Source organism: uncultured Alistipes sp., assembly GCF_963931675.1.
Taxonomy (GTDB): domain Bacteria; phylum Bacteroidota; class Bacteroidia; order Bacteroidales; family Rikenellaceae; genus Alistipes.
The window spans coordinates 1911506-1937072 of the sequence record NZ_OZ007039.1; the positions used below are offsets into that span (position 1 = coordinate 1911506).

The 25567-nt window shown below is 59.3% G+C and carries 28 protein-coding genes; 10 read left to right on the forward strand and 18 right to left on the reverse strand.

The features are described 5' to 3' along the window. Positions 1 to 2: 2 nt before the first annotated feature. From ABGT65_RS08175 to ABGT65_RS08220, 10 genes are all read right to left on the reverse strand, one after another. Positions 3 to 842, reverse strand: coding sequence for a DUF6291 domain-containing protein (locus tag ABGT65_RS08175; protein ID WP_346701222.1), 840 nt, complete (start codon positions 840 to 842; stop codon positions 3 to 5). Then, positions 839 to 2218: a putative quorum-sensing-regulated virulence factor gene (locus ABGT65_RS08180; RefSeq protein ID WP_346701224.1), complete on the reverse strand. Its 1380-nt coding sequence runs from the start codon at positions 2216 to 2218 to the stop codon at positions 839 to 841. The genes ABGT65_RS08175 and ABGT65_RS08180 overlap by 4 nt, the downstream gene beginning before the upstream one ends. A 170-nt stretch (positions 2219 to 2388) precedes the next feature. Further along, positions 2389 to 2598, reverse strand: a complete 210-nt coding sequence (locus ABGT65_RS08185; protein ID WP_346701226.1) for a hypothetical protein — start codon at positions 2596 to 2598, stop codon at positions 2389 to 2391. An 18-nt stretch (positions 2599 to 2616) separates the two neighbouring features. Continuing rightward, positions 2617 to 3558: a lambda-exonuclease family protein gene (locus tag ABGT65_RS08190; RefSeq protein ID WP_346701228.1), complete on the reverse strand. Its 942-nt coding sequence runs from the start codon at positions 3556 to 3558 to the stop codon at positions 2617 to 2619. A gap of 3 nt (positions 3559 to 3561) precedes the next feature. Then, a complete protein-coding gene (locus ABGT65_RS08195; RefSeq protein ID WP_346701229.1) occupies positions 3562 to 4176 on the reverse strand; it encodes a hypothetical protein in 615 nt (204 codons plus the stop codon). Between the two features lie 20 nt (positions 4177 to 4196). Continuing rightward, the gene (locus ABGT65_RS08200) at positions 4197 to 5090 is read right to left on the reverse strand and encodes a hypothetical protein (protein WP_346701231.1); all 894 of its coding nucleotides are present in this window, start codon (positions 5088 to 5090) and stop codon (positions 4197 to 4199) included. 8 nt (positions 5091 to 5098) lie between these two features. Beyond that, a complete protein-coding gene (locus ABGT65_RS08205; RefSeq protein ID WP_346701232.1) occupies positions 5099 to 5365 on the reverse strand; it encodes a helix-turn-helix domain-containing protein in 267 nt (88 codons plus the stop codon). Continuing rightward, a complete protein-coding gene (locus tag ABGT65_RS08210) occupies positions 5362 to 5670 on the reverse strand; it encodes a helix-turn-helix domain-containing protein (RefSeq protein ID WP_346701234.1) in 309 nt (102 codons plus the stop codon). Before ABGT65_RS08210 ends, ABGT65_RS08205 begins: the two co-directional genes overlap by 4 nt. Continuing rightward, positions 5667 to 5924, reverse strand: coding sequence for a hypothetical protein (locus tag ABGT65_RS08215; protein ID WP_346701235.1), 258 nt, complete (start codon positions 5922 to 5924; stop codon positions 5667 to 5669). Before ABGT65_RS08215 ends, ABGT65_RS08210 begins: the two co-directional genes overlap by 4 nt. Next, entirely contained in the window at positions 5921 to 6136 is a 216-nt protein-coding gene (locus ABGT65_RS08220) for a hypothetical protein (protein WP_346701236.1), read from the reverse strand. The genes ABGT65_RS08215 and ABGT65_RS08220 overlap by 4 nt, the downstream gene beginning before the upstream one ends. A 207-nt stretch (positions 6137 to 6343) precedes the next feature. Between ABGT65_RS08220 and ABGT65_RS08225 the strand changes: the two genes are divergently transcribed. The 4 genes from ABGT65_RS08225 to ABGT65_RS08240 all read left to right on the forward strand — a co-directional run bounded on the left by ABGT65_RS08225 (position 6344) and on the right by ABGT65_RS08240 (position 8077). After that, positions 6344 to 6730, forward strand: a complete 387-nt coding sequence (locus ABGT65_RS08225; protein ID WP_273370240.1) for a DNA-binding transcriptional regulator — start codon at positions 6344 to 6346, stop codon at positions 6728 to 6730. A gap of 209 nt (positions 6731 to 6939) precedes the next feature. Then, complete coding sequence (locus ABGT65_RS08230) at positions 6940 to 7245, forward strand: hypothetical protein (protein WP_346701238.1); 306 nt, start codon at positions 6940 to 6942, stop codon at positions 7243 to 7245. A 104-nt stretch (positions 7246 to 7349) separates the two neighbouring features. Beyond that, positions 7350 to 7829, forward strand: coding sequence for a hypothetical protein (locus tag ABGT65_RS08235; protein ID WP_346701239.1), 480 nt, complete (start codon positions 7350 to 7352; stop codon positions 7827 to 7829). Next, entirely contained in the window at positions 7802 to 8077 is a 276-nt protein-coding gene (locus tag ABGT65_RS08240) for a hypothetical protein (RefSeq protein WP_346701240.1), read from the forward strand. Before ABGT65_RS08235 ends, ABGT65_RS08240 begins: the two co-directional genes overlap by 28 nt. A gap of 16 nt (positions 8078 to 8093) precedes the next feature. Here the strand turns inward: ABGT65_RS08240 and ABGT65_RS08245 are convergent, their stop codons facing one another. The 6 genes from ABGT65_RS08245 to ABGT65_RS08270 all read right to left on the reverse strand — a co-directional run bounded on the left by ABGT65_RS08245 (position 8094) and on the right by ABGT65_RS08270 (position 15083). Beyond that, complete coding sequence (locus tag ABGT65_RS08245; RefSeq protein ID WP_346701241.1) at positions 8094 to 9266, reverse strand: site-specific integrase; 1173 nt, start codon at positions 9264 to 9266, stop codon at positions 8094 to 8096. Between the two features lie 187 nt (positions 9267 to 9453). Next, entirely contained in the window at positions 9454 to 10812 is a 1359-nt protein-coding gene (gene mnmE, locus ABGT65_RS08250; RefSeq protein ID WP_346703072.1) for a tRNA uridine-5-carboxymethylaminomethyl(34) synthesis GTPase MnmE, read from the reverse strand. Beyond that, entirely contained in the window at positions 10812 to 12185 is a 1374-nt protein-coding gene (locus tag ABGT65_RS08255) for a transglycosylase SLT domain-containing protein (protein WP_346701242.1), read from the reverse strand. The genes mnmE and ABGT65_RS08255 overlap by 1 nt, the downstream gene beginning before the upstream one ends. Before the next feature lie 3 nt (positions 12186 to 12188). Then, positions 12189 to 13358 (reverse strand): DUF5683 domain-containing protein, encoded by a 1170-nt coding sequence (locus ABGT65_RS08260; protein ID WP_346701244.1) that lies wholly within the window; start codon positions 13356 to 13358, stop codon positions 12189 to 12191. 25 nt (positions 13359 to 13383) lie between these two features. Then, positions 13384 to 14256, reverse strand: coding sequence for a ParB/RepB/Spo0J family partition protein (locus tag ABGT65_RS08265; RefSeq protein ID WP_346701246.1), 873 nt, complete (start codon positions 14254 to 14256; stop codon positions 13384 to 13386). Between the two features lie 56 nt (positions 14257 to 14312). Further along, positions 14313 to 15083, reverse strand: coding sequence for an AAA family ATPase (locus tag ABGT65_RS08270; protein WP_346701247.1), 771 nt, complete (start codon positions 15081 to 15083; stop codon positions 14313 to 14315). A gap of 297 nt (positions 15084 to 15380) precedes the next feature. Between ABGT65_RS08270 and ABGT65_RS08275 the strand changes: the two genes are divergently transcribed. From ABGT65_RS08275 to ABGT65_RS08300, 6 genes are all read left to right on the forward strand, one after another. Continuing rightward, complete coding sequence (locus tag ABGT65_RS08275) at positions 15381 to 16346, forward strand: type II CAAX endopeptidase family protein (protein ID WP_346701249.1); 966 nt, start codon at positions 15381 to 15383, stop codon at positions 16344 to 16346. 59 nt (positions 16347 to 16405) lie between these two features. After that, entirely contained in the window at positions 16406 to 17332 is a 927-nt protein-coding gene (locus ABGT65_RS08280; protein ID WP_346703073.1) for a hypothetical protein, read from the forward strand. A gap of 16 nt (positions 17333 to 17348) precedes the next feature. Beyond that, entirely contained in the window at positions 17349 to 18752 is a 1404-nt protein-coding gene (locus tag ABGT65_RS08285; protein ID WP_346701251.1) for a peptidylprolyl isomerase, read from the forward strand. A 3-nt stretch (positions 18753 to 18755) separates the two neighbouring features. Continuing rightward, positions 18756 to 21212, forward strand: coding sequence for an OstA-like protein (locus tag ABGT65_RS08290; protein ID WP_346701253.1), 2457 nt, complete (start codon positions 18756 to 18758; stop codon positions 21210 to 21212). 109 nt (positions 21213 to 21321) lie between these two features. After that, positions 21322 to 22479: an MFS transporter AraJ gene (araJ, locus tag ABGT65_RS08295; RefSeq protein WP_346701255.1), complete on the forward strand. Its 1158-nt coding sequence runs from the start codon at positions 21322 to 21324 to the stop codon at positions 22477 to 22479. After that, the gene (locus tag ABGT65_RS08300; protein WP_346701256.1) at positions 22466 to 22966 is read left to right on the forward strand and encodes an NUDIX domain-containing protein; all 501 of its coding nucleotides are present in this window, start codon (positions 22466 to 22468) and stop codon (positions 22964 to 22966) included. The genes araJ and ABGT65_RS08300 overlap by 14 nt, the downstream gene beginning before the upstream one ends. Before the next feature lie 81 nt (positions 22967 to 23047). Here ABGT65_RS08300 and ABGT65_RS08305 read toward each other — a convergent pair whose 3' ends face one another. Next, positions 23048 to 24709 (reverse strand): putative transporter, encoded by a 1662-nt coding sequence (locus ABGT65_RS08305; protein WP_346701257.1) that lies wholly within the window; start codon positions 24707 to 24709, stop codon positions 23048 to 23050. Positions 24710 to 24798: 89 nt separating this feature from the next. Continuing rightward, on the reverse strand, positions 24799 to 25443 hold the full coding sequence (locus ABGT65_RS08310) for an HAD hydrolase-like protein (protein ID WP_346701259.1): 645 nt from the start codon (positions 25441 to 25443) through the stop codon (positions 24799 to 24801). Positions 25444 to 25567: the final 124 nt, after the last annotated feature.

A 25567-nucleotide genomic window follows, 5' to 3' on the forward strand; every position in this document is an offset into this window, starting at 1 on the left:
GCCTACACTCCTGCTATCCAGCTGTTAGACTCCCTGCTCCAGTAGTAATCAGCCCCAGGACGGGGAGGTGCGCTCATCGGGACGCGCTTGCCGCTCCCGTAGAGGCGGTTGCCCTGCTCGTCTATCCACTCGTCCACGCCGAGGGTCGCGCCGCTGTTCGGGCTGGCAGTCCTCCTTGCGCCCCGTCCGTCGCGCTTCTCCCACGTGCGGACGGATGCTCGCCAGTCTTTCATGGGGCTGTTGCCCACTTTCCAGCCCTTGCTCTCGTAGAAGTCCACGAACGCCTCCGCGTTGACGGCGTTGCCCCTCTCCGCGCAGTACGCCCTGACCTCCTCGACAGAGGGGCGAGTGAAGCGTTTCGCCTTGCCCTCCTGCTGTGGCGCGACGGGAGCTGCGGTAGCCGCCGCGACTTTCTTTTTTACTCCGTTAGGAGTTTTTTCTTTATTCTCCGTACCCAGTTCTACTGGTACACCAGTATCCGTTCCAGTTCCAGTTCCAGTTACGGTATCAGTTACAGTAACAGTATCTCCCGTATTGTCTCGTATAGTGTCGCATACGGTCGTATCTGCCGTAGGAGCGTCCAAGCCGTGTTCCTTGCGGTAGCGTTCCCAGCGTTTCCGCACAGCCTCCTTGCGCTGCTGGATAGACTTGTCGTACTTGGCTTCGTAGTTATCTATATGCTGGAATACGAGGCGCAGGAGCATACGTAGCGACCTGTCCTCGGGACGTTTCCCCTCAAAAGCGTAGGCGAATATCGCGCCCAAGTACTCGCGGTATTCTGCGTCGCTCATCTCATCGGTGGGTATCAGCCAGTCTCTGTGTATAACAATCGTATTTTTCATTGCATTGAAGCTATTATCGAAGTGCGTAATTTCTCGTTCTTGGCGTTCCAGTCGAACGTGCGTATCATCCACTGCCTATACTGCATCGGGACGTCGCGCAGCCGCTCTCCCTTGTACTTGCCGAACGGCATTGTCTCTATCGGCTGAGCCGCCTGACGGTCAACCATTGCGGTGTCCGCCTTGGTGTACTTGCCGATGTCGTGAATAGGAATACCCGAGAGGAGCCGTCCTCCCGAGCCGAACATGCGCCATATCTTGCCCTGCTCGAACACGATATCCTCTACCTTGCCGAAACGCTCGACGTTGCCGCCGAGGTCAACTATGAGGCAGTCGGTCTTGTCGGGGTCGATACGTGTTCCACGCCCCACTATCTGATAGTAGAGGGCTATCGAGGCGGTGCTGATACCGAACACGATGCAGTCAATGCCCGTGTAATCGAAGCCCGTGGAGAGGACGCGCACGTTGAATATCACGCGCAGCTGCCCAGCCTTGAAACGAGCCAGCACCTGCTCACGCTCTCGCTTGTCCTGCTCCCCGTATATCACGCCAGAGCTTGGGTACTGCTTGGAGAGCTGTATAGCGTCGTCCACGGATGGAACGAACGCCAGTACGTGCCGCCGCTCGGGGTGAGCGTCCAGCGCGTCTATCACGGACTGAGTGCCGCCGTTAGCGTCGTAGGCTTTCTGTACGCTTTCCTCGGTGTACTCGCTCTTGCTGGAGTTGAATACGAGCATACTGCTGTCGAAAGCGTTCTGCGTGTACAGGAGGGGTGACCAAAAGCCCATTTCGACCATTTCCTGCACCTGCCCGACGTGTATTATGTCCTTGAAGAAATTGCCTTTCTTTGACCGCGATGTCAGCATTACGAGCTTCGAGAACGTGCAGCCGTCGCGGTCACGGTTGGTCTGCAGCTTGACGGGGGTAGCCGTTATGCCCAGCACGTGAGTAATGCCGCTCTCACGCAGGAACGTCCCCAGCATACTGTCCGCCTCACGGGGGTACAGGTGCGCCTCGTCAATGAGCATCTTTGTGAAGCCTAATTCCTTGAATTTTGCGCCGAGAGCCTTGATTGAGCCTATGGTTGCATACGTTATTGGGGCAATCTCCTTTCGTCCGCAGGAGGCACTAAAAATGCCAGCGTTTGAGCCGAAATCTCCGCACAGGGTGATATACTTCTTGTAGTTCTGCTCCAGCAGCTCCTTGCTTGGCTGGAGTACTATGAGGTGGTCGCCGCTGTACTTGGCTACGTATGCCGTAAGTATTGACTTGCCCCACGCCGTCGGCAGCACTATGAGGCTGGGTCGGGGCTTCTCCTCACGGAAGAAACGTATCGCCTTGTCTATCGGCTCGACCTGATTTTTACGCAGTGTAATCATTCTGTCATTTGAGGTTAAAAAGACACTCCGCAGGTAGGGCTAACCACGCAATAACAGCAGCGTCGGAACTCCTTTCGGTGCGCTCCACCCTTGTGCGGAATGTCGGTATCGTTGTAACTGTCTTAGCCATTTCCCAAGCTGTCTTTCGGTTGTAAGCCATTACCGCGTAATCACTTTTCGGGTTGAGAAATTCTAAGTGCTTTCTGTAGGTCGGAAGCCGTCACGGGCTGTTTCGCTGCCAGCCGAGCGCGCAGCTTCTTGGCGAGCCGTACCGTGTTGTGGGCACGGGTACTCTTTCCGAGCGACGGCTGTAGAGCCTCGCAGAGGGCGTCTATGTAACGCACCATTTCGTCACGCTGGCTGTTTGAAATCAGTATCATGCTGCCTCCTTTCGTCCGTTATTTGAGCAGGAAACGGCGTGCGCCCTGCACGGTCTTAGTGAACTCCTTTGCGAGGTCGGGGTACGCCTTGGCGAATGCCTTGGAGTCGAACTTCTCGCTGTCCTTTGGAGCTTTCCATGTGGCGAGGGTCTGACCGCCGAAGCTGATAGCCTCCGCGTCGCCGAAGCCCATCTTGATAGTGCTTTCCAGTTCCTCCTTGCGGCGTTCCAGCTCCTCCAGTTCCTCTTTCAGCCCTTTCAGCTGGTGGTAGGCTTCCAGTATGTCCTCACCTACCTCCACGGTCTTTCCCTCCGTGTGGCGGTTGTACTTGATAAGCACGTCCTGCACGTTGACGGGCTGCGGCTCCTGACCGCCCTTGATGTAGTCCACCCAAAAGCGTTCCACCTCCTCGACGAGGAACTCGTAGAAGTCGCGGTCGAAGTCGATGTCCTTGTAGCCGAACTCACGCCCTGCGGTGAGCCAAGCGAGCGAGCCGTGCTGCATGCCCGATACACCCAGCTGATAGGTGAGCTGGCAGAACCAGTGCTTCGGCAGGTCGTCACCGTCCACGCTCATCTGCGTGGTCTTGCACTCCAATATACCCTTGTTGTCGTTATTGTGTACCTGACCTGCGAGCCAGTAGGTGCGGTCGGGCGACACCTGCAGGTAAGGGCGTTCGTTGCTGCGTATGAGCCAATCCCCTGCGCTGCTCTTGATTACCTGCTGTCCCGTAGCGTCAGCCCAGAACTGAGCCACCGCGTCCTCCAGGTAGTGACCTGCTTTCATCGCGAACGTCTCCTCCTTGGGGGCGTCCAGCCCTACCTTGCGTCTCCACAGCTGGTACGGGGTCTCGTAGGGGTTCAAGCCTACAATGGTGGCTACCTCGGAGGAGCCGATACCGCTCTTGCGCACTTCCAGCCACTCCTCGCGGCTGTTCGGTCTGATGATAGTAGTACTCATATCCTATTCCTCCCCATTGATTAGGTTATCACTCTTGCGGACGAGGCAGTAGTCCATCCACAGGTCGGCGAACTGCGTGCCGCTATACTCGGCGAGGTCGCTGTTCTTAAAGCAAAGGCGAGAGCCGATGCTCGCATTCGAATACGAGGGGGCGTTATTCGAGCTCGCACAGGCGAAGCCCGCATATTCGGTCTTCCAGTCGCCTCCCAACTCACGGTAGGGGTGTTTATTTCTCCAGTCCTCGTCCTCGTCGTTCTCCCAGTCCTCACGGCTCTTGTAGAACCAAAACCACGGTATCCATCTCCACTCACCAGCGGTGAAATGAGGCTCCCACCCCTCGTTGAGAGCGGCGGTGATGATTTCCAGCTTCAGGACGGCACGGATGAACGGGTCGTTGTCCTCCACGTTGTCCGCCCACTGGTAGTACTTGTCCACGAGGGGGTGGTCTGAGCCGAGTACGTTGCAGGCGTCCTCAAAGGTGCGGACGCGCTCAGTGATGTCCTGCGGCTTGAATGTGTCCTTGCCGAACAGCGTTTCGAGCAGCTGTTTCTGCTCTGCGCTTGCGCCGTTGTAGGCTGCAAGTACGTTCTCTTTCTTGATTTCGATGTTGCTTACCATTTTGAATTGAATTTATAGGGTTATTGATTGTTTTCCTTGATTTCTCCTGTCGTAGGGTCAACCGACTGTGCGGTGGCAGGGGCTGCGCCAGTAGCACGGGCTATGGCAGCTTCTGCACGCTCCTTGGCGGTGGTCGCTTTCTTCTTGGCGGCGGCTTCCTGCTGTGCCTCGATAGCTGGCTTGATGAACGTCTCCTGCACGGTGGTAGTCCCTTCCTTGATAGCGTTGGCGGTGGCGCGAAGCTCGAATATCATGCTCTTGTCTATCTCGTCCACGGACTTCACGTCGAGGTACTGGAGTATCTGCGCCTGCGTCACGCCCAGCTTGGCGAAGTATGCTATCACGTTCTGACGGCTCTGCTCGAGGTCGATAGACTGTCCGAGAGCCACTTTCTTAACCTCGTTGATGACCTTCTTGGTTACGGCTTTCGGAATGACGGCGAGCACGGCGTTTCTGAAAGCTATTGCGGCGGCGGCGTTGCCAGTCACTACCTGCATATCCTCACTGAATGTGCGCCCGTTGCGGTCGGTGATACGCCGCTTGACCTCTTTCATCACGGCGAAGTTGGTCTCGAGGTCGTGGCACACCGCCTGTGCGGTTATCATCTTGCCGTCGTTGCCGACGATGTGTGTAGCCACACGAAGGTTGCCCCACGCTCCAGCAATGATTTCTGCCATACGGACGGACAAGCCCTCGATCGCAGTGTCCTGACCGCCTGCTCCCTTGCGACGGAGAACGTAGAAACAGTCTTCGGCTGTCTCCTTGTCCATACAGGCGTAGGTGGCGATTTTGTTCAGCGTGGCGTTGATGTCACGGGGGTAATTCTTTGCGGTAGCAATCTGAATGTCGATTTCCGCACGGTTGACTGCTTGAAGCATATCAGCCTGATTGATTTGAATGATGTCGTTACTCATGACTGTTATTATTGATTATTCGGGGTCTTACGGCTTTCCCCATTGCCTTGTTGTTCGATGTAGTAGCGCGAGTACCTGACGGTCTTGCCAGTGACGCGGCTAACGCTCTCCTCCATGCGCTTGGCGATGTTCAGTCCCTCGCGGCGCAGGTCGCTGATGCGTGATGCAAGTCGGTAGCAGCCGTAGTCTCGCAGGGCTTCGAGCGGCGAAATAGAGCCGCCCTCTATAAGCCTCCTTCGTATGAGACTCTTGTGGGTATCAGTCTGACTTGTCATAGCGTTTTCCTCCTGATACGGTTGATTGAATTACGGGTGATAGCCTGCGCCTCGACTTCCGCCTGCGTAGGCACGCGGCGTTCGAGCAGCCAGTCCTCCAGCTCCGATTTCTTGAAATACAGCTTTCGGCACTTCTTGTAATAGGGTATCTGCTTCTCGCTGGTGAGGCGGTACAGATGTCCCTTGCTCAGTCCCGTGAATACAACCGCCTCCTCCAAGTTCAGGACAGGTTTCGCCCCTATGAGGGTCAGTTGCTCCAAGCGGTCGAAGCGTTGTCCGATAGCGGTCATTACGTCCTCGCTCATACCTCGTCCTCCTTTGTCATTTCTTCAATGAAGCTCTGAGGGAGCAGCCCGTGCTTGCACAGGTGCTTTCCGAGCTGAACAAGCCCGTAGAGGGTAGCCAGCGCGCCGAATTTCAGGATGAAGAACTGTCCGAGGGTCATAGGGTTGTCGGGAGTCTCCTCACCAATCAGCAGTAGGAACGCGAACATTCCCACGCCTACCAGCGTTGCGAGCACCGCCCACCTCGCCAGTTCTGCAATTGTACTCCGTTTCATGCCTTGCCCTCCAGTTTAAGCCGCGCAGCGACGCGCTTGTGGATAGTGTAGATAGTCCCGAGGGAGTACAGCCCGTACTTAGTCATCAGGTGGCGTGCTACCTCCGTCTTGCTGCTTCCCGGAACGCTGCGCATCTCCTCGAAGTCGAGGTATATTTTCATGTCGCGCTCCTCTCGTTGCTTCTGCAACTCTGTCTTGAATGTCTGCTGCATAATCAATTATTTTGGTTCAACATTAAATTCCCCATCGGTTTATTTCCGAGATTTATTCTTTTTGCGTAAATTTGTCCGTTATAAATAACATTTACGAAATTGTTTGCGACAAAATTACGAAATAAATTTCATTCACGAAATAAATTTCGTAAAAAAGATGCGAAAAATTTTTCACCCTATGTATAACTCACAATAGAACAACAGATTATGATAGACATCAAAAAATTGCGAGAATTGAAAGGGTTGACGCAAAAGGAACTTGCTGAAAGATGCAATGTTACGTTGCGTACAGTACAGAACTGGGAGCAGGGGAAGCATATTCCCGAAAGCACCTTGATACTACTCGAGTTGCTCGGATACCCTGTAAAGGAGGGCGAAATCATTTCGTCTTTCGCTTCGGGCAACGGTGTTAGCGTTTCGGCTGCGCAGGGTAGTCGGGTGAATGTGGCAAAATCGAAGGAGGACACTGAATCGGATAAATTTCTCGCCGCGCTTGAACGCCAGCAGGCTCTCCTGCTTGAGCAGATGAAAGCGAACAACAAGCGTGACGAGCAGATAGACCGCCTGCTGTCCTTATTAGAGAACAACAAATAATGAAAGGAGAAGATATGAAGAAAAGGAGTTTATTCTTGGCGGTCGCCTTGACTGCGGTAGCCCTATTCGGTTGCTCCAAGGACGGGGAGGAAACGGTTATAGAGTCGGGGCAGGAAGCGTATCTCAGGGAACTCGCAACCACGCTGAACGGAAGCTGGAAAGGTGAGCTGTACAGTTCGGCGACGAACACCACCGAACACGAGGACATTGTGTTCAGGAAGTGGGACAAGCCGCAGGAGGTAGTAAGCCTGTTCGGAACGTTCACTGGATACGGCGTAGCCGAGCTGCGCCACTACTACGACGACGGTCTCCTGCTCACCGAGGACTACTGCATATTCGCCCTCAACATGTGGGGGAACGAGCCGCTGGTGATTTTCTACCCGTGCAACGACGAGCTGGAGGTGGTGAGCCGAGAGGACAAGCGGAGCATCGAGCTGCTGGACGGCAATAGCTTCAATATGCGCACCTACGGGACGGGCGAGGCTACCAGTCTGCACTACACCCGTCAGAACTGAGTTATTTTTCCCGAATTTCAACGAGAGCGCAATTATAGACCTTGTGTTGTGTAATTTACTGCCCGAAGTCTATAATTGTGCGAGAGGGGCTAAAAATTGCGTTTATGAATACACGATTGAGACAGATAATAGACTACAAGACGAACGGCAAAAAGAAAGTGTTCGCGGAGCTGATAGGATGGAAGCCGCAGTACCTCGGCAAGCTGCTGCACGGCGACGACTTCGGGCTGAAGCCCGTCATCGCGTTGCTCACGGCTCTGCCCGAAATCAACGCCCGTTGGCTGCTGCTGGGAGAGGGCGAAATGCTCACCCCAAGCGGAGCGGCTGCAATCCGTCAGGGCGTATTCGCACACATCGAGCAGGTGCTGAACATAGAACGCTACCTGCCCTATATGACCCCGAAGGAACTGAGCGTCACGGAAGCCGCCCTGCTGAAAGGGACTGCGCCTGTGTTCGGTCAGGAGCGCATTGACGAGTGGGAGAGCCGCATCGCAGAGCGCGAGGGGCTGATACGTGAGAAGTTCGTACAGGCACAACAGAAACAGGAGGGAAAATCATGCAGACAGCCGATAGCCAACGAATAATAGGACGGTTCTTCGAAGCCCTGCAGAGGCTCAAAAGCGACCGCAAGATACGGGGGAAGCAGACATTCACCCGTGAACACGACATCAACCGCTGGAACATGAACACGCTGGAGAAAGACCACTCGCGCGACATATTCCAGCCAGCGTGGCTGACCTACCTTGTAGAGGACTACGACGTGTCGGCGCAGTGGCTGCTCACGGGCAAGGGCGAGTTCTACCGCAAAAAGAAAGCGGAGGGCAAGCAGTAACGCCCTCCGCTTTCACTTATTCCTTGTCCTCGCCGCAGCCGTCCGTCGGGGCGAGAATGCTTGGTATGGCAGCGACCGCCGCCTGCTTGTTCTTGTCCATTACACGGGCGTAAATCTGCGTCGTGCCTATCTCGCGGTGTCCGAGCAGCTTGCTCACCACGTAGAGGTCTGTGCCGATGTCGAGCATCATCGTGGCGAACGTATGACGGGCGCAGTGGAACGTGATTTTCTTGTCAATGCCAGCGCGTAGCACCCACTCCTGAATAGCCTTGTTCGTGCAGGTCGGGGAGTGTATGTCCGTGAACGGGTGTTCATTGGGCTTGCCCCGTTCCCCCATGAGGACGCGAGCCTCCTGCGTGATGTCGAGGTACTCCTGCCCCTTGGTCTTCTTCTGCTTGAAGATGAGCCGCGTGAACTCCCCCTGCTCGTACACGTCGCCCCAGGTGATGCGCAGCACGTCACTCCGCCGCAGCCCCGTGAGGCAGCTGAACAGGAAAGCCGCCTTGATTTGAGGGTACTCGCAGTCCACCTGCGCGAGCCGTTTCACCTCGTCGATGGTGAGGTACATCCGCGTCCCCTCCTCCGCCTTGAAGCCCTCTATGCCGCGCAGTGGGTTGTAGGGTATGATGCGCTCCTCGAACGCCTGATTGATGCAGGCTCGCAGCTTGTTGAAATAGCTCACCTTGCTGTTACGGGCGAGGGGCTTGTCCTTGAGCCGCTTGCGGATGTCGTGATGCCAAGCGACCGCGTCGTGTTCGAGGTAGTCCTTGAAGCCCTGCACCCATTCGGGCGTGATGTCGGCAAAGGTCAGCGTCTCCCGTCCGTCGTAGATTTTCAGGTGGTGGTAGCAGCTGCGCCAGTTGCCCCAGTTGCCGCTCTTCTCCTCACCGCGCCGCCGCTCCACCATAGCGCGGTAGTAGTCGTAGAAATTTGTCTCGGTGGCGAATGCGCTCTTGAAGCCGTACACGCCGTTGCGGAGCTCCACCACACGCTTGGCGCGGATTGCGTCCGCGAGGCGCAGCGTCTCCTTGTTCTTCTCCTTGTCCGCCCGTGTCCGTTCGGGGACAAGATACAGTTTCAGATACTCATACGAGCGCACACCGTTGATGTAGATGTCGAGGTACAGCGTAGTGTTCCCCGACGGCATTTTGCGCTGCCGTAGCTTGATAGGTTCTTTAGAGTCGTTCATCTTGTTGCTATTTTGTTGCTTACCATATTACGAGCAACAAAACTACAACAAAACAACAACAATTCCAGTATAAATACTGAGGAATATCCCCATAAAATAAAATCAAGCGAGACTATTGTGGCTGTGCACGTTATTTCGCTTGATTTATACCTAACTTATACACGAAATGTTTTTCGCGCTCCGTCGGTTACTTTCCGATGCAGAATTTTGAAAAGATGTTTTGCAGGACTTCGTCCGGGGCAATGGCGCCGCGCCCCGTGATCTCTCCCAGATGCCGGATCACCGGCCGCATCTCCTCGCTAAGCAAGTCTGCCGGAAGCCCTTCATCCAAGCCCTCCAGTGCCCGGTCCAGGGACTCTCGGGCCGCTGTCAGCGCTTCGTAGTGGCGGATGTTCGAGACGACCGCGTCACCGTGGTACAACTCCTCCGTATCCACCGTTCCGCGCAGCGCTTCGCACAACGCTTCGATTCCGTCTCCCCGTTTGGCCGAAATCCCGATCGCACCCTCCGGCAGCCGAAATCCGTCCGGAGCCGCGTCCAACTTGTTGTAGACGGTCAATAACCGCTGGCCGGGCCGCAATTCGAACTCCAGAGCCGGTGCCGATGAATCTCCTTGAAACTGTGCATCAATCAGACGGATCACCACCTGTGCCCGACGGATGCTCTCCATTGTGCGGTCGATGCCCATCCGTTCCAGCCGGTCGTCCGTCGCGCGGATCCCGGCCGTGTCGAGGAACCGGAACAGCACGCCGCCGATATTGGCACGCTCTTCGATCACGTCGCGCGTTGTGCCGGCAATCTCCGAAACCATCGCCCGCTCCTCATTCAGCAGCCGGTTCAGCAGCGTCGATTTCCCGACGTTCGGAGCCCCGACGATCGCCACCGCAACCCCCTCCTTGATCGCATTGCCCAATGCAAAGGAGTTCCGCAACCGGTCGATCTCCTGCCCGATCCGCTCCATTGTTTCACGCAGCGCCCCCCGGTCCGCAAACTCCACATCCTCCTCCGAAAAGTCCAGCTCCAACTCCAGCAGCGAAGTGAGGTTCAGCAACTTGTCCCGAAGCCCTTCCAACTCCTCGGAATATCCGCCGCGCATCTGGTTCGCAGCCAGTGCGTGCGCCGCGCGGGTCGACGAAGCGATCAGGTCCGCGACGGCCTCGGCCTGCGAAAGGTCCATCTTCCCGGCCAGGTAGGCCCGGATCGTGAACTCCCCGGGCCGGGCCATGCGCCCGCCCGCGGCAATCAGCAGCCGGAGTATTTCCGAAACGATGTAAGAGGAACCGTGGCACGAAATCTCGACCGAATCCTCGCCCGTATAGGAGTGCGGGGCACGGAAAACGGTCGCCAGCACATCGTCCACCACGCGCCCGCCGTCCAGAATCCGGCCGTAATGGACCGTGTTTCCGGCCGCTGCGGCCAGCGGATCCCGTCCACGGAAAATCCGGTCGCAGAGCGCCAGAGTTCCCGACCCGCTCACCCGGACCACGGCGATGGCACCTCCCGGAGCCGTCGCCGGAGCAACAATCGTATCGTGTTCGGAAGCTATCATCGGCCTTCGATCCGGAGGCGCTGTCCGATCCGGAGTTTGTGGGCGTTCTTGATCTTGTTCCAGCGCATCAGTTGCGAGGTCGTCACGCGATAACGCCGCGCAATGGCCCCCAGCGTGTCGCCCTTCTTGACCACGTAGATCGTGCCGCTGCGCTCCTGACGCTTCTTGTCGATGTTCGCCGGGTTGATGTACTCCTTGAGGTACATCGAGTCCTTGGCCTGAATTTCAGACTCGTGGGCGATGTATTGCGTGACGGTGCGCTGCGGAACCACCAGCGTATAGGTTTTCGTGGTCGCCGGAATGATGTCGAGTTTGTATTGCGGGTTGAGCTGGCGCAGCGTCTCCAGCGACAGGTCGATCGTCGAGGCGATCTGGTTCAGGTGCATCAGCCTGTTGATGCGCAGCGTGTCGACCGACAGCGGAATCGGGGCCTCGGTGGGCTCGATGCCGTGGAGCTGGTGGTAGGCATAGGCGTAGGTCGCCCCGATGAAGGCCGGGACGTACCCGCGGGTTTCGCGCGGCAGGTAGTCGTAGATCTCCCAGAAGGTCTTGCCGCCCGAACGGGCAATGGCCTTGTTGACGTTTCCCGGGCCGCAGTTGTAGGCCGCAATGGCCAGCGTCCAGTCGTTGTAGATCGCATGGAGGTCCTTCAGGAAACGGCAGGCAGCCTCCGTGGAGCGGTGCGGGTCGCGGCGTTCGTCGACCAGCGAATTGATCTCCAGTCCGTAGCTCTTTCCCGTCGTGGGCATGAACTGCCACAGACCTACGGCACCCATCGGCGAGACGGCCGTGGGGGAGAGTGCCGATTCGATGATCGGCAGCGCCCGCAGCTCTACCGGCAGGCCTTCGCGGAGCAGCTCCTCCTCGATGATCGGGAAGTAGTATTGCGACATCCCGAGGATGCGGCTGATCGTCCCTGAACGCGGGTCGATGTAGCGGTTGATGTAGTTCTTGACGATTGCGTTGAAGGGCAACTGGATCGGCGAGGCGAGGTCCAGCAGACGCCGGGCGTAGATCGAATCGGGAGTCTGGTCGGCAACGGCCGCAGTGTCCTCCAGCACGTAGCGTTTGAAGAATTCGTCGTAGGCATCCTGCCGCTGGCGTTCCCGCCATTCGGCCAGCAGCGAATCGGCCTGTTCGGCCGTCAGTCCCAGCGTGATGTCATTGACCGGGGGCTCTTCGACCGGGGCAGGGGCGGGGTCCGTCACCGGTTCGGGGCAGACCGTGCGCACCGTGTCGCGGGCGATGTCCGCCTCCGTCTGTTCGGTACGGGCCTTTTTGTTGCGTTTTTTCTTGCGGGGGCTGCGGTCCAGGGCCGAGGCCGTCCCGGCCATGGCGAGCAGCAAGGCAAATATCAGGAGTTTTTTCATCGTCTAAAAGTTGAGGCTGAGGTTGAACCCGAAGACCGGCCGGTTCCCCTGCTGCGTCGGGACATAGGTGTAGTTGACCAGCGGTTCGAGGTTCATCGACAGGTCGTCCGAGATGTCGTAGTCCTTCAGGTGGGCGTCGACGTGGGCGTCGATGATCTGCAGGACGTAGAGTGCGCCCGAAAGGATGATGCACAGGTCGCGGTTGCGCCGGTAGTTGTCCCGCAGGTTTTTGATAAAGTCGGCCGAATAACGTCCGCGGAACTCGTCCGTCGGGCCGTTGGGGTAGTTTTCGGGGTGTTCTTCATAGTCGGCCAGCAGGTTGTAGGCCCTCTTGAAGCGCTGGAAGCCGCGGTTGTTCCAGTCGATGCAGTAGATCATCGAAGCGAAGCCTCCGACCACGAACGGCACCTTCCAGTAGCTGCGGTTGTAGATCTGTCCCGCACCCGGGAAGATGCAGGCCAGCGTGGTGGCCTTCTTCACCGACGAGACGTCGTTGGTCTTGTAGCTCACGGCGGCGTCGCCGATGAAGTAGATGTACGAGGCGATCGTAACCCCGAGGTAGACCTGCCGACGGGTGTTGCTGCGGATCATCTTCGTCTGCAGGGCGTCGAGTTCGGGTGTGCGCGAGAGGCTCACGTCTATATAGGAGTTGTACTGGCGGCGCAGGGGCTTGTAGATCTTGTTTTCGTGGATGTAGAGCCCCAGACCGGTTCCGACCAGCCCGTAGAGGATCGGGAGTTTCCAATACTGCTTGTTGTAGATCTGTCCGTATCCGGGCAGGACGGTCGAGGCCCAGCACACCTTCGAGAGCGACATCGAATCGCTCATGAACCACCCTTTTTTCCGGATTTTGCGTTTGGTAGTGGTGTCGATGCCCTGCAGAGCGGCGTCATAGCGCGCCAGGGCGATCGAGTCGAGCAGGCGCAGGTCGTCGGTGCGCAGGGCGGCCACGGCGGCCGAGTCGGCAGCATAGTCGACCGTCTGGGCCGAATCGATCCGCAGGGCGAGTTCCGCGAAGCGGATCGAGTCGCGTTTGGCGCGCAGCGAGTCGGGTTTCTGGAACATGCCGCCCCGCACGATGCTGCGGGCGCCGCGGGGGAGTTGGGCCTGGGCGGCGTGCATTCCCGGCACGACGGCCGCAATGAGCAACAGGAGAAACCGGATCTTCGCCATGGGGTCCGAGGGTGTTTGAATGCGTTCAGGAGCGGTTGGCAAATCGTTCGAGGAAGCGTTCTATATCGCTGTCGTCGCCGAATCCGATGACGATCTTGCCGCCGCCGTTCTTCGAGCGTTTGATCGAAATATCCTCCGAGAAGAAGGTTTCGAGCTGTTCGACCAGCCGCGAGTAGCTTTCGGGATACTCTTCATCCTCGGCGTTCCGGGCCGCCCGGGCCGGAGCTTCGGCGAGCGTGCGGGCCAGCTCCTCGACCTGGCGTACCGAAAGGCCCTTCTTGATGCAGCGTTTCAGCACGCGCAACTGCTGGTCGGCGGGGGCTCCGGCGATGGCTTTGGCGTGGCCCATCGAGATCAGCCCCTCCTTCAGCGCCAGCTGCACCTCGTCGGGGAGTTTGAGCAGGCGCAGGTAGTTCGAGACCGACGAACGCTTCTTGCCGACCTTCTCCGAGAGGGCGTCCTGCGTGAGATGGCACTCGTCGATCAGGCGCTGCATTCCCAGGGCGATTTCGATGGCGTTGAGGTCCTGGCGCTGGATGTTCTCCACGAGGGCCATGGCGTGCAGGTTCTCGTCGTCGACTTCGCGGATGTAGGCCGGGAGGGTCTTCAGGTCGGCGCGCTGCGCGGCCCGCCAGCGGCGTTCGCCGCTGATGATGACGTATTTCCCGCCGTCGGCCTTCTTCACCGTGACGGGCTGGATGACCCCCAACTGGCGGATCGAGTCGGCCAGTTCGTCGAGGGCCTCCTCGTCGAACTGCGTTCGCGGCTGCGTGGGGTTGGGAATGATGTCGGCGATCTCGATTTCGGCCATTTGGCTCATCGGTTTGAGCTTTGCATCGACGGCTTCGCTGCCGAATATCGCATCGAGCCCCCGGCCTAATCCCTTCTGTGGTTTCATAGCTTGCCTTTTTATTTATGGTGCCGGAGCGGGTCCGAACCCGGTCCGGAAGCGTCTCAGTGCTGTTTCCTGCGGTTCCGTTTCAAAAATTCGCGCGCCAGGTTCAGGTAGTTCTCCGAGCCCATGGCCCCGGCGTCGTAGAGCATGACGGGTTTCCCGTGTGAGGGTGCCTCTCCCAAACGGATATTGCGCTGGATTATTGTGTCGTAGGCCAGTTCTCCGAAGTGCTCGCGGACCTCGGTGACGACCTGGTTGTTCAGGCGGTTGCGCATGTACATCGTCAGCAGGAAGCCTTCGATGTCGAGCGACGGGTTGAGGCTCGACTTGACCTTGCGGATCGTGTTGAGCAGTTTGGAGAGTCCTTCGAGGGCGAGGTATTCGCACTGCACGGGGATCAGCACCGTATCGGCAGCCGTGAGAATGTTCACCGTGGTGTATCCCAGCGAGGGGGAGCAGTCGATGAAGATGTAGTCGAAGCGTTCGCGCACGGAGTCGACGATGCGTTTCATGACGAAGTGAGCGTTCTCCATCTTCGGCAGTTCGGTGTCGGCGGCCACCAGGTCGATCGACGAGGGCAGGACCCAGAGGTTCTTCACGTCGGGGCTGCGGAGGATCACCTCGTCGGGTTGTTTCTCTCCGGCGAGGCATTCGTAGATGCCTTCGAGGTTGATGTCGAAGCCCAGCCCCGAGGTGGCGTTGGCCTGCGGATCGGCGTCCAGCAGCAACACCTTTTTGCCCAGCAGGGCCAGCGATGCCGCCAGATTGATGGCCGTGGTGGTTTTACCCACGCCGCCCTTCTGGTTGGCTAAAGCGATTACCTTTCCCATGTTTCAGATTCGGTTTATAAGCAGGCAAATTTACGCAAATAATATCGCTCGTGCAAATCCGGGGCGGAGCTTTTCGCAAAATGGCCCCTGCAGGCGGGTGTGGCGCATACCGGGGCCGTTCGGGCAATAAATTCGGATTTCCGGGGAAGCCGTAAGCGAATTTTTCGTATCTTTGGAGGCTGTATGCCGGGAAGCGGTTTTCCTGCGGCCTGCACCCGAAAGCGGGGCGGGCGGGAGCAGGACCCGGGGCGCAGAGCGCCCCGAAGGCCGAAAGGCCCGGATCGCCCAATGTACGCTATGACGGATAGAAGAGAACACAAGCAAGAGGAACCCGTGCGGGAGAACCCCACGGTGAAGCCCCTCTCCGAAACTGACTCGAAGCGGGAGCCGAAATCGGATGCGGGATCGAACCCGCAGGCGGCGCCGAAACCGGCTGCCAGCCGTTTCCCGACGGCCGGTGATCTGCTGGCCATGCTCGGCATCGCCTTGGCGGCCCAGATCCTGATCGGGATCGTCGGGCAACTGTTGGCGGCCGGTTTCGGAATCGACTTCCAGACCGCCGCCCCGAACATCCAGGGTCGGATGATGGCCGTCCTTTATTTCATCTCGATGTCGGTGGCCCTGGGCGGCGTACTCTATTACCGCCACGTGCGCGGAGGGCGCGGGCGCTGGGCGCGCTTCTCGCTCCGGGGACTCAACCCCACGCTGCTGCTCTGGTGCTTCATTCTGATTTTTGCCGTCGGAATCGTCCTCGAACCGCTGCTGCAGGTGATGCCCGAACTACAGCTCCAAGTCGGACGCGGATTCTGGACACTGCTGTCGCTGGTGGTTTTCGCACCGATTTTCGAAGAGCTCCTTTGTCGGGGCGTGGTGCTTGGGAGTCTGCGTGACCGCTACGGTGTGACGGCGGCCTGGCTCGTCTCGGCCCTCTTCTTCGGACTGCTCCACGTCCAGCCCGTGCAGGTCATCAACGCCACGGCCGTCGGATTGATTCTCGGCTATGTCTATCTGGCCACCGAGTCGATGTGGTCGGTCATGATCCTTCACGCGCTGAACAACGCTGCCGCCTATCTGCTTATGATTCTCGTCGTTACCCCCGAATCGGGCCATCAGAGCGCCCTGTTGATCAACTTGATCAACAGCCCGGGCCTCTATTGGTGCATCTATGCCGTGGCGGTCGGCCTCTGCGCCGTATCGGGCTGGATGATGCTCCGGACGCTCCGCCGCATGAAGGAGTCCGGGAAAAATCCCGCCCGGGCGTAATAATCCGGCCGGAATGTGCGTTACTTACGAGTAAAAACCCTATCTTTGCCCTTTGGATGATGAAATGGCGAGCGAAAATAGCGGTCGCAGCGGGTGTGCTGCTCCTGGCGGGATGCCGGGAGTTGCCGCGTTATTTCGCCAGCGATACGACGATCGCCCGGGCCGGCGGCAAGGAGTTGCGCATGGGTGACGTGCGTTCGGTCGTCCCGAGGGGGCTCTCGGGGGAGGACAGCGCGGCCTTCATGCAGGTCTACGTCGACCGGTGGATCGTCAAGCAGCTCAAACTGGAGGAGGCCGAGACGCTCTTCTCCTCGTCGGCGGGCGATATCGACAAGATGGTCGAGGAGTACCGCCAGGCGCTGCTGATCCGCCAGTTGGACCAGCATTACGTTGACCGGTCGATCGATACGCTCTTCACCGACGACGAGATCGCCGCCTATTACAACGCCCACAAGGCCGATTTCAAACTCGACCGCACGATCGTCAAGGGCCGGATCGTCCGCTTCGGGGCCGGATACCGCCAGGCTGCGAAGCTCAAGACGCTGATGGCCTCGAAATCGGAGGCTCGGCAGCAGGATTTTCGGGACATTTGCGAGAAAAACGACTTTTCGGTGAGCGATTTCCGCGAGCAGTGGGTCGACTTTCCCGAATTCCTGAGCTACCTTCCGACCCTGCGGTCGCAGAATTACGATTCGGTGCTGGCCTCGACGGCCGTGCAGGAGATGCGCGACAGCTATTCGCGCTACTATTTCCAGATCGACGCCGTGATGCGCGAGGGTGAGCCGATCCCGCTCGAACGCCTGCGGGAGAATATCCGCCGCATCCTCTTCAACCGCCGCAAGGGGGAGATCATCCGCCAGCACGAGGAGGAGCTCCGGATGCGCGCGGAGGAGAACGGCGAGGTGAAGGTATTCGGCGGGAAGCGCGATCCGCAGGAGCCGATGCCGCAAGGCGGGACAAACAACGAAAACGAAGCAAAACGATAAACGAAACCGATACAAGATGCTGAAAAAAGGTATATTGGCTGTCGCCCTCGTCCTGCTGTTCGCGGGCGTTGCGGCGCAGAAACGCGAAGTGATGCTCGACAAGGTGGTTGCCGTGGTGGGCGGCTCGTCGATCCTCTACTCCGAGGTGGACGAATACGCCCGTCAGTTGGTTGAACAGCGTCGGCAGGAGGGTTATACCTCGGACCGCGACCCGATGAACGAGGCGCTCGAAGCGCTCATGACCCAGAAACTGCTCTACAATCAGGGCCAGATCGACTCCGTGGCGATCAACGACGGGGACATCATGTCGCGCGTCGAGGAGCAGGTGCAGCAGATGGTCGAGATGGAGGGTTCGATCCCGGCTCTGGAGGCCAAGCACCACATGCCGATCTTCAACATCCGCGAGATCATGCGCCAGCGCTACGAGGAACAGGCCTACGCACAGTCGATGCAGAGCGAGGTGGTGAACAAGGTCACGGTGATCCCGGGCGAGGTGGAGCGTTTCTACAAGTCGATTTCGAAGGACAGCCTGCCGACGATCGCCGACCAGTACGTCTATGCGCAGATCACGAAGTTCCCCAAGTCGATGACGGCCGCCAAGCAGCGCACCCGCGAACGGCTGCTGGACATGCGCGAGCGCGTCATCACCGGGGCGGCGAAGTTCGAGAACCTGGCCCGGATGTATTCGCAGGACGGTACGGCCATGCGGGGCGGCGAGATGGACCCTTCGCCGCTGGCGAGTCTCGACCCGTCGTTCGCCGCGGCCCTCGAAAACCTCAAGCCCGGACAGATCTCCGAGGTCGTGGAGTCGCAGTTCGGGTTCCACATCATCCAGATGCTGGACAAGCGCGGACAACTCTACCACTTCCGCCACATCCTGCTGCGTCCGGTCTACACGTCGGAGGAGCTGGGCGAGTCGTTGAACCTGCTGGACAGCATCGCCGACCTGATCCACAAGGACTCGATTACGTTTGAGCAAGCGGCCCTGAAATATTCGGACGACGCCTCCTCGAAGATGAACGGCGGTATCGTCTCGAACCACGACATCCTGGAGCGTTTCAACGCCTTCGACGCGAAACTCACCGTGACGAAGTTCCTCAAGGAGGATTTCGGACGCTTCAAGAGCCTCGACGACTACAACGCCCTGCGGCGCCTGAAGCCCGGGGAGGTGTCGGACGCCTACCTCACGGAGGACATGCTCGGCAACCAGATGGGCAAGATCGTCAAACTTGTGGAGGTGATCCCCACGCATACGGCGTCGCTCAACGAGGATTACCTGCGGCTTGAGGAGATGGCCCTGCAGGACAAGCAGGAACGGGTATTCAAGGAGTGGCTGACGAAGAAGATCGACGCCATGTACGTCTATATCATTCCCGAATTCCGGGACGGGGAGTTCGAGAACAAACACTGGGTGAAGTAGTCCGTGCGCAGGCTCCTGTCCATAGTTGCCGTATTGCTGGCCGTCGCCGGGGTGGTGGCCCGCGGTTCGATGCAGGCACCCGGGGAGCCCGAAGGCGAGAAGAAACTCATCGATCTGAAATCGGACCTGATGGGGCCGGTGGCTCCGGGAGATTCGGTGGTCTTTCTGGTGGGGAACTTCGCCGCGCAGCACAACGGTGCGGTCATCACGTGCGATTCGGCGGTGCGCTACTCGGACATGCGCATCGAGTTCTTCGGAAACGTGCTCATCAACAAGAACACGACCTATATCTACGGCGACCGGGCCGAGTACGACGGGAATGTGAACGAGGCGCGGGTCTATTCGGATATTGTGAAGGTCGTCGACGGCGATGCCACGCTCTACACCTATAAATTCCTCTTCAACACGAAGAGCAACGTGGGCGAATTCGCCGACGGCGGCGTGCTGACCAACCGGGAGAACCTGCTCGAAGCGGTGCGGGGCTACTACTACGCCGATACGAAGGAGCTGGTGGCGGTCGAACGGGTGGAGATGCGCAACGACGAGTACGAACTCAAGGGCGACTCGGTGGTTTACAACATGGCCACGGACAACGCCTACTTCTTCGAACATACGAACATTTGGAACCGCGACGGCGACTATCTCTATGCCGACCGGGGCTCCTACGTGAAGGCCGATTCGCTCTATATCATCACGCGCAACGGCTATATCCTGACCGAGAAGCAGGAGATCTGGAGCGACAGCCTCGACTATTACCGTGCGGAGGATCACGTCATCATGCGCCGCAACCTGCAGCTTGACGATACGGAACACAAGGCGGTCGGGTTCGGGGATTACGGCGAGTACTGGAAGAATCCCGGAAATGCCTTTCTGACGCGCCGCCCGGCGGTCATCAGCTACGATCTCTCGCAGGGCGACTCGCTCTTCATGCGGGCCGACTCGATGTACCTCTTTACGATCAACTCCGAGGCGGAGCGCCGGGCTGCCGAGAGGGCGCGGGCCGATTCGCTGGCGGCGGAGAGCAATAAAGCCCGGTCGGGCGAGACTCCGGCCGAGGGGTCTCCGCTGCCGGGACATCACACGGGTGCGGATTCGCTCCGGGGTTCCCGTTCGTCCGATCCGGGCCGGGAGGGCCTGTCGGATTCCGGACTGCGCGATTCATTGGGCGGACGCGAGGTCCCCGATTCGCTGCGGGGCTTGCGGGATTCGCTGGCGGCCGATTCGCTGGCCATGCCCGTCAATCCGCTCGATACGCTGGTCGGGGATGCCCGGAAAGCCTACCTCAAGGAGCAGGCGCGCAAGGCCAAGGCTGCCGAAAAGGCCGCCAAGGCCGAAGCCAAGAAGAAACTGCTGGCCGAGATTGCGGCCAAACGGCAGGAGAAGACCACGGCCAAACTCCTGGCCCAGAAGGAGCGCGAGGAGAAACGGCTGGCAGCCCGTCGGGTGAAACTCGAATCGAAACTCCGGGCGCGGCAGCTCCGGGCCGCCCGCAAGGGCAAAAAACGCCCGATCGATCCGGCCGAACTGGCGGCATTGCGCGAACTCGATTCGTTGATCCTGCGCAGTGCCGAGGAGCAGGATTCGCTGATGCTGCTGATGGCCGATTCTCTGGCGGCAGTGGATTCCGCGGCACGGATGATTCCGGCCGACACGGTTGATTCGCTGGCCGTACCGGCCGACTCGATCTACCGGCTGATGAAGGGTTTTCGTAATGTGAGGATCTACCGTTCTGACTTCCAGGCCGCCTGCGATTCGATGACCTCGATCAGCACCGACTCCACGATTCATCTCTACATTGATCCCGTGCTGTGGAACCAGGCGAACCAGATCACCTCGGATGTGATGGACATCTATACGGCGAACCAGCAGATTACCCATGCGGAGTTTGTGGGGAGCCCGATGATGGTCTCCCAGCTCGATACGGTCCACTACAACCAGGTGGCGGGCAAGCAGATGACGGCGTGGTTCCGCGACAACGAGATCTACCGCGACGACGTGAACGGCAACGCCCAGACGATCTACTACATGCAGGATGGCGAACCGCCTCAGATTACGGGCGTAGGGGTGATCGAGAGCGGCGATGCTTCGTTCTATATCGAGCAGAAGCAGATCGTGACGATCACCTACCGCAAGGATCCGGTCTGGAACATCTACCCGATGGAGAAGATCCCGGCCGATCTGGATCTCTTCCTGAAAGGCTTCAAGTGGGAGGGGGCCCGGCGGCCGACTCAGGCGGATGTCTTCGACCGGACAATCCGACCCTCGCAGCGGCGTGAAAAATCGGAGCTTGCTCATCCGAGATTCCCGTTGCAGCGGGCACTGGAGGAGCGCAAGAAACGCTACATCGAGGAGCGGCGCTGGACGGACCGCAACGATCTGGTCGATCCGGCCACGGTGGAGTGGATGCACGCACTGGGCTTCGAGGTCGGGCAGCCGCGGGAGTCGGGTCCGGAACTCTGATCGGCACGGCCTGAACGTGCAGGCTCCGAGGAGGTGAAAAAAGAAGGAAGAGGGAACCGAGTTCCCTCTTTTTTCGTTACTTTTGCGGCCGGTTAATGAGACAAAAATCATGAAAAAAAGCCTGATAGCGCTGGCTTTCGGTACGCTGGCGCTTGGTATGTCGGAATTCGTGATGATGGGGATTCTTCCCGATATCGCACGCAGCCTCGGTGTCTCGATTCCCGAAGCCGGGCATCTGATTTCGGCCTATGCGCTGGGCGTCTGCTTCGGAGCGCCGCTTATGGTTCTGGTAGCCCGCAAACGCCCTCTGAAGCGGATCCTGCTGGCGCTGACGGCCTTGATTATCTTCGGGAATTTATGCGCGGCGCTGGCTCCGAACTATTGGACGCTGTTGCTTATGCGCTTTGTGTCGGGACTTCCTCATGGGGCCTTCTTCGGTGTGGGATCGATCGTGGCCGAACGGGTGGCCGACGAGGGGCATCGTGCCGAAGCCGTTTCGATCATGGTGGTGGGCATGACCATTGCCAACCTCTTCGGGGTGCCGCTCGGGACCTTTATCAGCGGAGCCGTGACCTGGCGGGCCACCTTCGCAATCGTTGCCGCATGGGGCGCCGTGGCCACGCTGCTCATCCGGCTTTGGGTCCCGGCTCTTCCGCCATTGCCCGATACGGGGCTCAAGGGACAGTTCCGGTTTCTGAAACAGGCCGGACCGTGGTTGGTCCTTGCGGCGGTGATGCTCGGTAACGGAGGTATTTTCTGTTGGTACAGTTACGTGAGTCCGTTGCTGATTCATACCTCCGGCTTTCAGCCCGATCGGTTGACCTTGCTGATCATGCTGGCAGGGTTCGGCATGTTTGCCGGCAATCTGATCGGCGGCCATTATGCCGACCGTTATTCGCCCGAGAAGGTTGTGCGCAGTACGCAGGCCGTGGCGGTATTGGCTTTGTGCGGGGTCTTTTTCGGGGCGCATATCCCGTCGCTCTCCGTGGCGCTGATGTGTCTGACGACCGGATCTCTTTTCTGCGTATCGTCGCCCCAGCAGCTGCTGATTCTCGAAAACTCCCGTGGTGGCGAGATGCTCGGGGCAGCCCTTGTCCAAGTGGCTTTCAATCTCGGAAACGCTTTGGGTGCCTATGTCGGAGGACTCCCGATCGACCGCGGACTGGGATATGAATACACGGCACTGCCGGGTGCGCTCTTCGTATTGCTCGGCATGGTCGCCACCATGATCTATATCCATAAATACCCTCGTCATGCAGAACGATAATCAAGCGGAGATCTTCCCGGTGGTCGATCTTTCGGGACGGGTCGTCGGACGTGCCACGCGCGGCGAATGCCACAGCGGCTCGATGCTGCTGCACCCGGTGGTGCACCTCCATGTCTTCAATTCGCGCGGGGAACTCTACCTGCAGCGCCGCCCCTTGTGGAAGGATATTCAGCCCGGACGCTGGGATACGGCCGTCGGCGGGCATGTCGATTACGGCGAGTCGGTCGAGGAGGCCCTGCGGCGCGAGGTGCGCGAGGAGCTGGGTATCGTCGATTTCAAGCCCGAAGCCGTGGCGGTTTATCCCTTCCGTTCGGAGCGCGAATACGAACTGGTCCACGTCTACCGCACGCTCTATGACGGGGCGATCCGTCCGAGCGACGAGCTCGACGGCGGGCGTTTCTGGACGCCGCGCGAAATCCGGGAAAATTTCGGGAAAGGCGTTTTCACTCCCAATTTCGAGGGTGAGGTCTTCCGAATTCTGAATTAGTTCTTCACATCCGGTCCGGAGAAATTGCGTGCGTAGGGAATATGTTGAGGCGTTTTCGGAGCCGTTTTTTGACTCCAAGGCTTACAACGTAAGCATCAGCAGCACCTGGATGATGATCACGCGCAGGAACATGCAGACGGGATAGACCGTGGCGTAGGAGACCGAGGGGTTGTCGCCCTCGATGGTGTCGTTGGCGTAGTTGAGGGCCATGGGGTTGGCCATGCTGCCGCAGAGCAGCCCCGAGACGGAGCCGAAGTCGACCTTCAGCACCCGCAGGGCGAAGAGCCCGACCAGCACCACCGGAACGAAGGTCAGGACGAATCCGGCCCCGAGCCAGAGGAGCCCTTCGGGCCGCATGACCGTCTCGAAGAAGTGTTGCCCGGCGTCGAGCCCCAGGCAGGCGAGGTACATCGAGAGCCCCAGTGCGCGCAGCATGAGGTTGGCGCTCTGGGTGGTGTAGGTGATCATGTGCAGCCGGGGCCCGAAGGTGCCGATCAGAATCCCGACGATGATCGGACCTCCGGCGAGCCCGAGTTTGACGGGTATCGAGATGCCGGGGACCGACACCGGGATGCTTCCGAGCGTGAGCCCGAGGATCAATCCGATGAAGACCGCGATGAGGTTGGGTTCGTTGAGGCTCTTCACGGCGTTGCCGAGGATCTTCTCCACGTTGCGGATTGCTTGGGCTTCGCCCACGACCGTGAGGCGGTCGCCCAACTGCAGCCGCAGGTCGGGCGTGGCCAGCAGCTGCACGCCCGAACGGTAGACGCGGCTGATGTTGATGCCGTAGTTGTTGCGCAGGCGCAGTTGCGCGAGTTTCTTGCCGTTGATTTCGGGCCGCGTGACGAGGATGCGTTGCGAGATGAGCTGGCTGTCGACGGCATTCCAGTCGATATTCTCCTTGTTCCAGTCCTTTTGCTCCTGTTCTCCGAAGATCATCCGCAGGGCTTCGGCCTCTCCGGGGGTGGTGATGACCAGGATCACATCGTCCTGCTGCAGGGTTTTGTCCGAGGTGGGGATCGAGACCTGCCCGTTCCGCCAGAGGCGTGAGATCACGAAGTGGTGGTGGCTCTGGACGGCGATGTCGTGGACGCTTCGGCCGAAGAGCGCGGGGTTGGTGATGTGGTAGCTGGCGATGAAGACGTTCTTGCGGTGCTCGGCATCGGGCCCGGGAAGGTCCGAGGGGCGGACGAAGAGCTTGCGCAGCAGGGCGATGGCCAGGATTACGCCGACGACGCCCAGGGGATAGGTCACGGCGCAACTCAGCGCTGCGCCGCTGTCGTCCATGCCCAGCTGCTTGAGGACCTGCTGGGCGGCTCCCAGGGCCGGGGTGTTGGTCGTGGCGCCGCACAGGATGCCCGACATGTCGGGCATGGCGATGTCGAACGTATAGCTCATGACGGCGGCGAGGAGCGTGCCGAGGATGATGAGCCCGATGGCCGGGGAGAGCAGGCGCAGTCCGTCGGCGCGCATCGAGCTGAAGAATCCGGGACCGACCTGCAATCCTAAGGCATAGACGAAGATGATGAGTCCGAAGCTCTCGGCATAGGTCAGCATTGCGGGGTCGAGCCGCAGCCCGAGGTGTCCGGCGAGGATGCCGGTGAAGAAGATGAAGGCCGTGCCGAGCGAGATGCCGAAGAAGCGGATCTTGCCCAGCCCGATCCCGACCGAGGAGATCAGCGAAATCACCACGACGGCCTGCAGGGCCGAGGGTTCGAGAATCAGGTCTTTAAGCCATTCCATCTGTTGGGCGGTTGAAACTGTTGCAAAAGTAGGTCAAATTTTCCGGATTGCCGCCGTTTTCGGGCTGAAAAGTGCGGTGCCGGACGGATTCAGAGCAACAGCCGCCGCAGGGCCCCGACATCCGCGGCGAAATGGCCGGGGCGTGCGGCCTCCAGTTCCCCGGGTGCGGCGTATCCCCAGCCTACGGCTACGGAGTCGAGGCCTGCGGCGGCGGCACCCTCGATGTCGTAGCGGCGGTCGCCGATCATGACGGCCTCCTCCGGGGCGATTCGCAACTGCGCGAGGGCGTGGCGGATCACCTCGGCCTTCGAGGTGCGCGAACCGTCGAGGTCGCTTCCGGCGATGAGGCGGAAGTGGCGGGCGATGTCGAAATGTTCGGCGATCCGCCGGGCGAAGGGTTCGGGTTTCGACGTCGCCATGACGTTGACGCATCCGGCCGCTGCCGTGTCGGCCAGCAGCTCCGGAATCCCCGGGTAGAGTTCATTTTCGAAGATCCCCTTCGGGGCGAAGTATTCGCGCATCTTGGCGATGGCCGCGGCGGTCTCGGCCTCGTTCATGCCGTAGCGTTCGCGGAACGAGTCGGCCAGCGGCGGCCCGATGAAGGGGCAGAGTTCGCGGCGGTCCGCCACCTCGATGCCGAAGTGGCGCAGGGCGTACTCCACCGAGCGGGTGATCCCCTCCATGGGGTCGGTCAGCGTGCCGTCGAGGTCGAAGAAGAGGTATTTGCGGAGCATGATTGGAAACAGGTCGGGTTTGGTGGGGCAAAGATACGCAAAAAGCCCGATTCCCGTTGTGGAGACCGGGCTTTTCGTGGATGTGAATGGCGGTTGGGGCTGGTTGCGGACGCCGAAGAGGCCC

Coding starts and splice junctions, on each gene's coding strand:
- ABGT65_RS08180 (WP_346701224.1), bottom strand. CDS start 2,218: ATGATTACACTGCGTAAAAATCAGGTCGAGCCGATAGACAAGGCGATA.
- ABGT65_RS08245 (WP_346701241.1), bottom strand. CDS start 9,266: ATGAACGACTCTAAAGAACCTATCAAGCTACGGCAGCGCAAAATGCCG.
- ABGT65_RS08235 (WP_346701239.1), top strand. CDS start 7,350: ATGAATACACGATTGAGACAGATAATAGACTACAAGACGAACGGCAAA.
- ABGT65_RS08220 (WP_346701236.1), bottom strand. CDS start 6,136: ATGCAGCAGACATTCAAGACAGAGTTGCAGAAGCAACGAGAGGAGCGC.
- ABGT65_RS08305 (WP_346701257.1), bottom strand. CDS start 24,709: ATGGAATGGCTTAAAGACCTGATTCTCGAACCCTCGGCCCTGCAGGCC.
- ABGT65_RS08215 (WP_346701235.1), bottom strand. CDS start 5,924: ATGAAACGGAGTACAATTGCAGAACTGGCGAGGTGGGCGGTGCTCGCA.
- ABGT65_RS08300 (WP_346701256.1), top strand. CDS start 22,466: ATGCAGAACGATAATCAAGCGGAGATCTTCCCGGTGGTCGATCTTTCG.
- ABGT65_RS08270 (WP_346701247.1), bottom strand. CDS start 15,083: ATGGGAAAGGTAATCGCTTTAGCCAACCAGAAGGGCGGCGTGGGTAAA.
- ABGT65_RS08185 (WP_346701226.1), bottom strand. CDS start 2,598: ATGATACTGATTTCAAACAGCCAGCGTGACGAAATGGTGCGTTACATA.
- ABGT65_RS08200 (WP_346701231.1), bottom strand. CDS start 5,090: ATGAGTAACGACATCATTCAAATCAATCAGGCTGATATGCTTCAAGCA.
- ABGT65_RS08275 (WP_346701249.1), top strand. CDS start 15,381: ATGACGGATAGAAGAGAACACAAGCAAGAGGAACCCGTGCGGGAGAAC.
- ABGT65_RS08210 (WP_346701234.1), bottom strand. CDS start 5,670: ATGAGCGAGGACGTAATGACCGCTATCGGACAACGCTTCGACCGCTTG.
- ABGT65_RS08225 (WP_273370240.1), top strand. CDS start 6,344: ATGATAGACATCAAAAAATTGCGAGAATTGAAAGGGTTGACGCAAAAG.
- ABGT65_RS08175 (WP_346701222.1), bottom strand. CDS start 842: ATGAAAAATACGATTGTTATACACAGAGACTGGCTGATACCCACCGAT.
- ABGT65_RS08265 (WP_346701246.1), bottom strand. CDS start 14,256: ATGAAACCACAGAAGGGATTAGGCCGGGGGCTCGATGCGATATTCGGC.
- ABGT65_RS08260 (WP_346701244.1), bottom strand. CDS start 13,358: ATGGCGAAGATCCGGTTTCTCCTGTTGCTCATTGCGGCCGTCGTGCCG.
- ABGT65_RS08310 (WP_346701259.1), bottom strand. CDS start 25,443: ATGCTCCGCAAATACCTCTTCTTCGACCTCGACGGCACGCTGACCGAC.
- ABGT65_RS08205 (WP_346701232.1), bottom strand. CDS start 5,365: ATGACAAGTCAGACTGATACCCACAAGAGTCTCATACGAAGGAGGCTT.
- ABGT65_RS08190 (WP_346701228.1), bottom strand. CDS start 3,558: ATGAGTACTACTATCATCAGACCGAACAGCCGCGAGGAGTGGCTGGAA.
- ABGT65_RS08240 (WP_346701240.1), top strand. CDS start 7,802: ATGCAGACAGCCGATAGCCAACGAATAATAGGACGGTTCTTCGAAGCC.
- ABGT65_RS08280 (WP_346703073.1), top strand. CDS start 16,406: ATGAAATGGCGAGCGAAAATAGCGGTCGCAGCGGGTGTGCTGCTCCTG.
- araJ (WP_346701255.1), top strand. CDS start 21,322: ATGAAAAAAAGCCTGATAGCGCTGGCTTTCGGTACGCTGGCGCTTGGT.
- ABGT65_RS08195 (WP_346701229.1), bottom strand. CDS start 4,176: ATGGTAAGCAACATCGAAATCAAGAAAGAGAACGTACTTGCAGCCTAC.
- ABGT65_RS08255 (WP_346701242.1), bottom strand. CDS start 12,185: ATGAAAAAACTCCTGATATTTGCCTTGCTGCTCGCCATGGCCGGGACG.
- ABGT65_RS08285 (WP_346701251.1), top strand. CDS start 17,349: ATGCTGAAAAAAGGTATATTGGCTGTCGCCCTCGTCCTGCTGTTCGCG.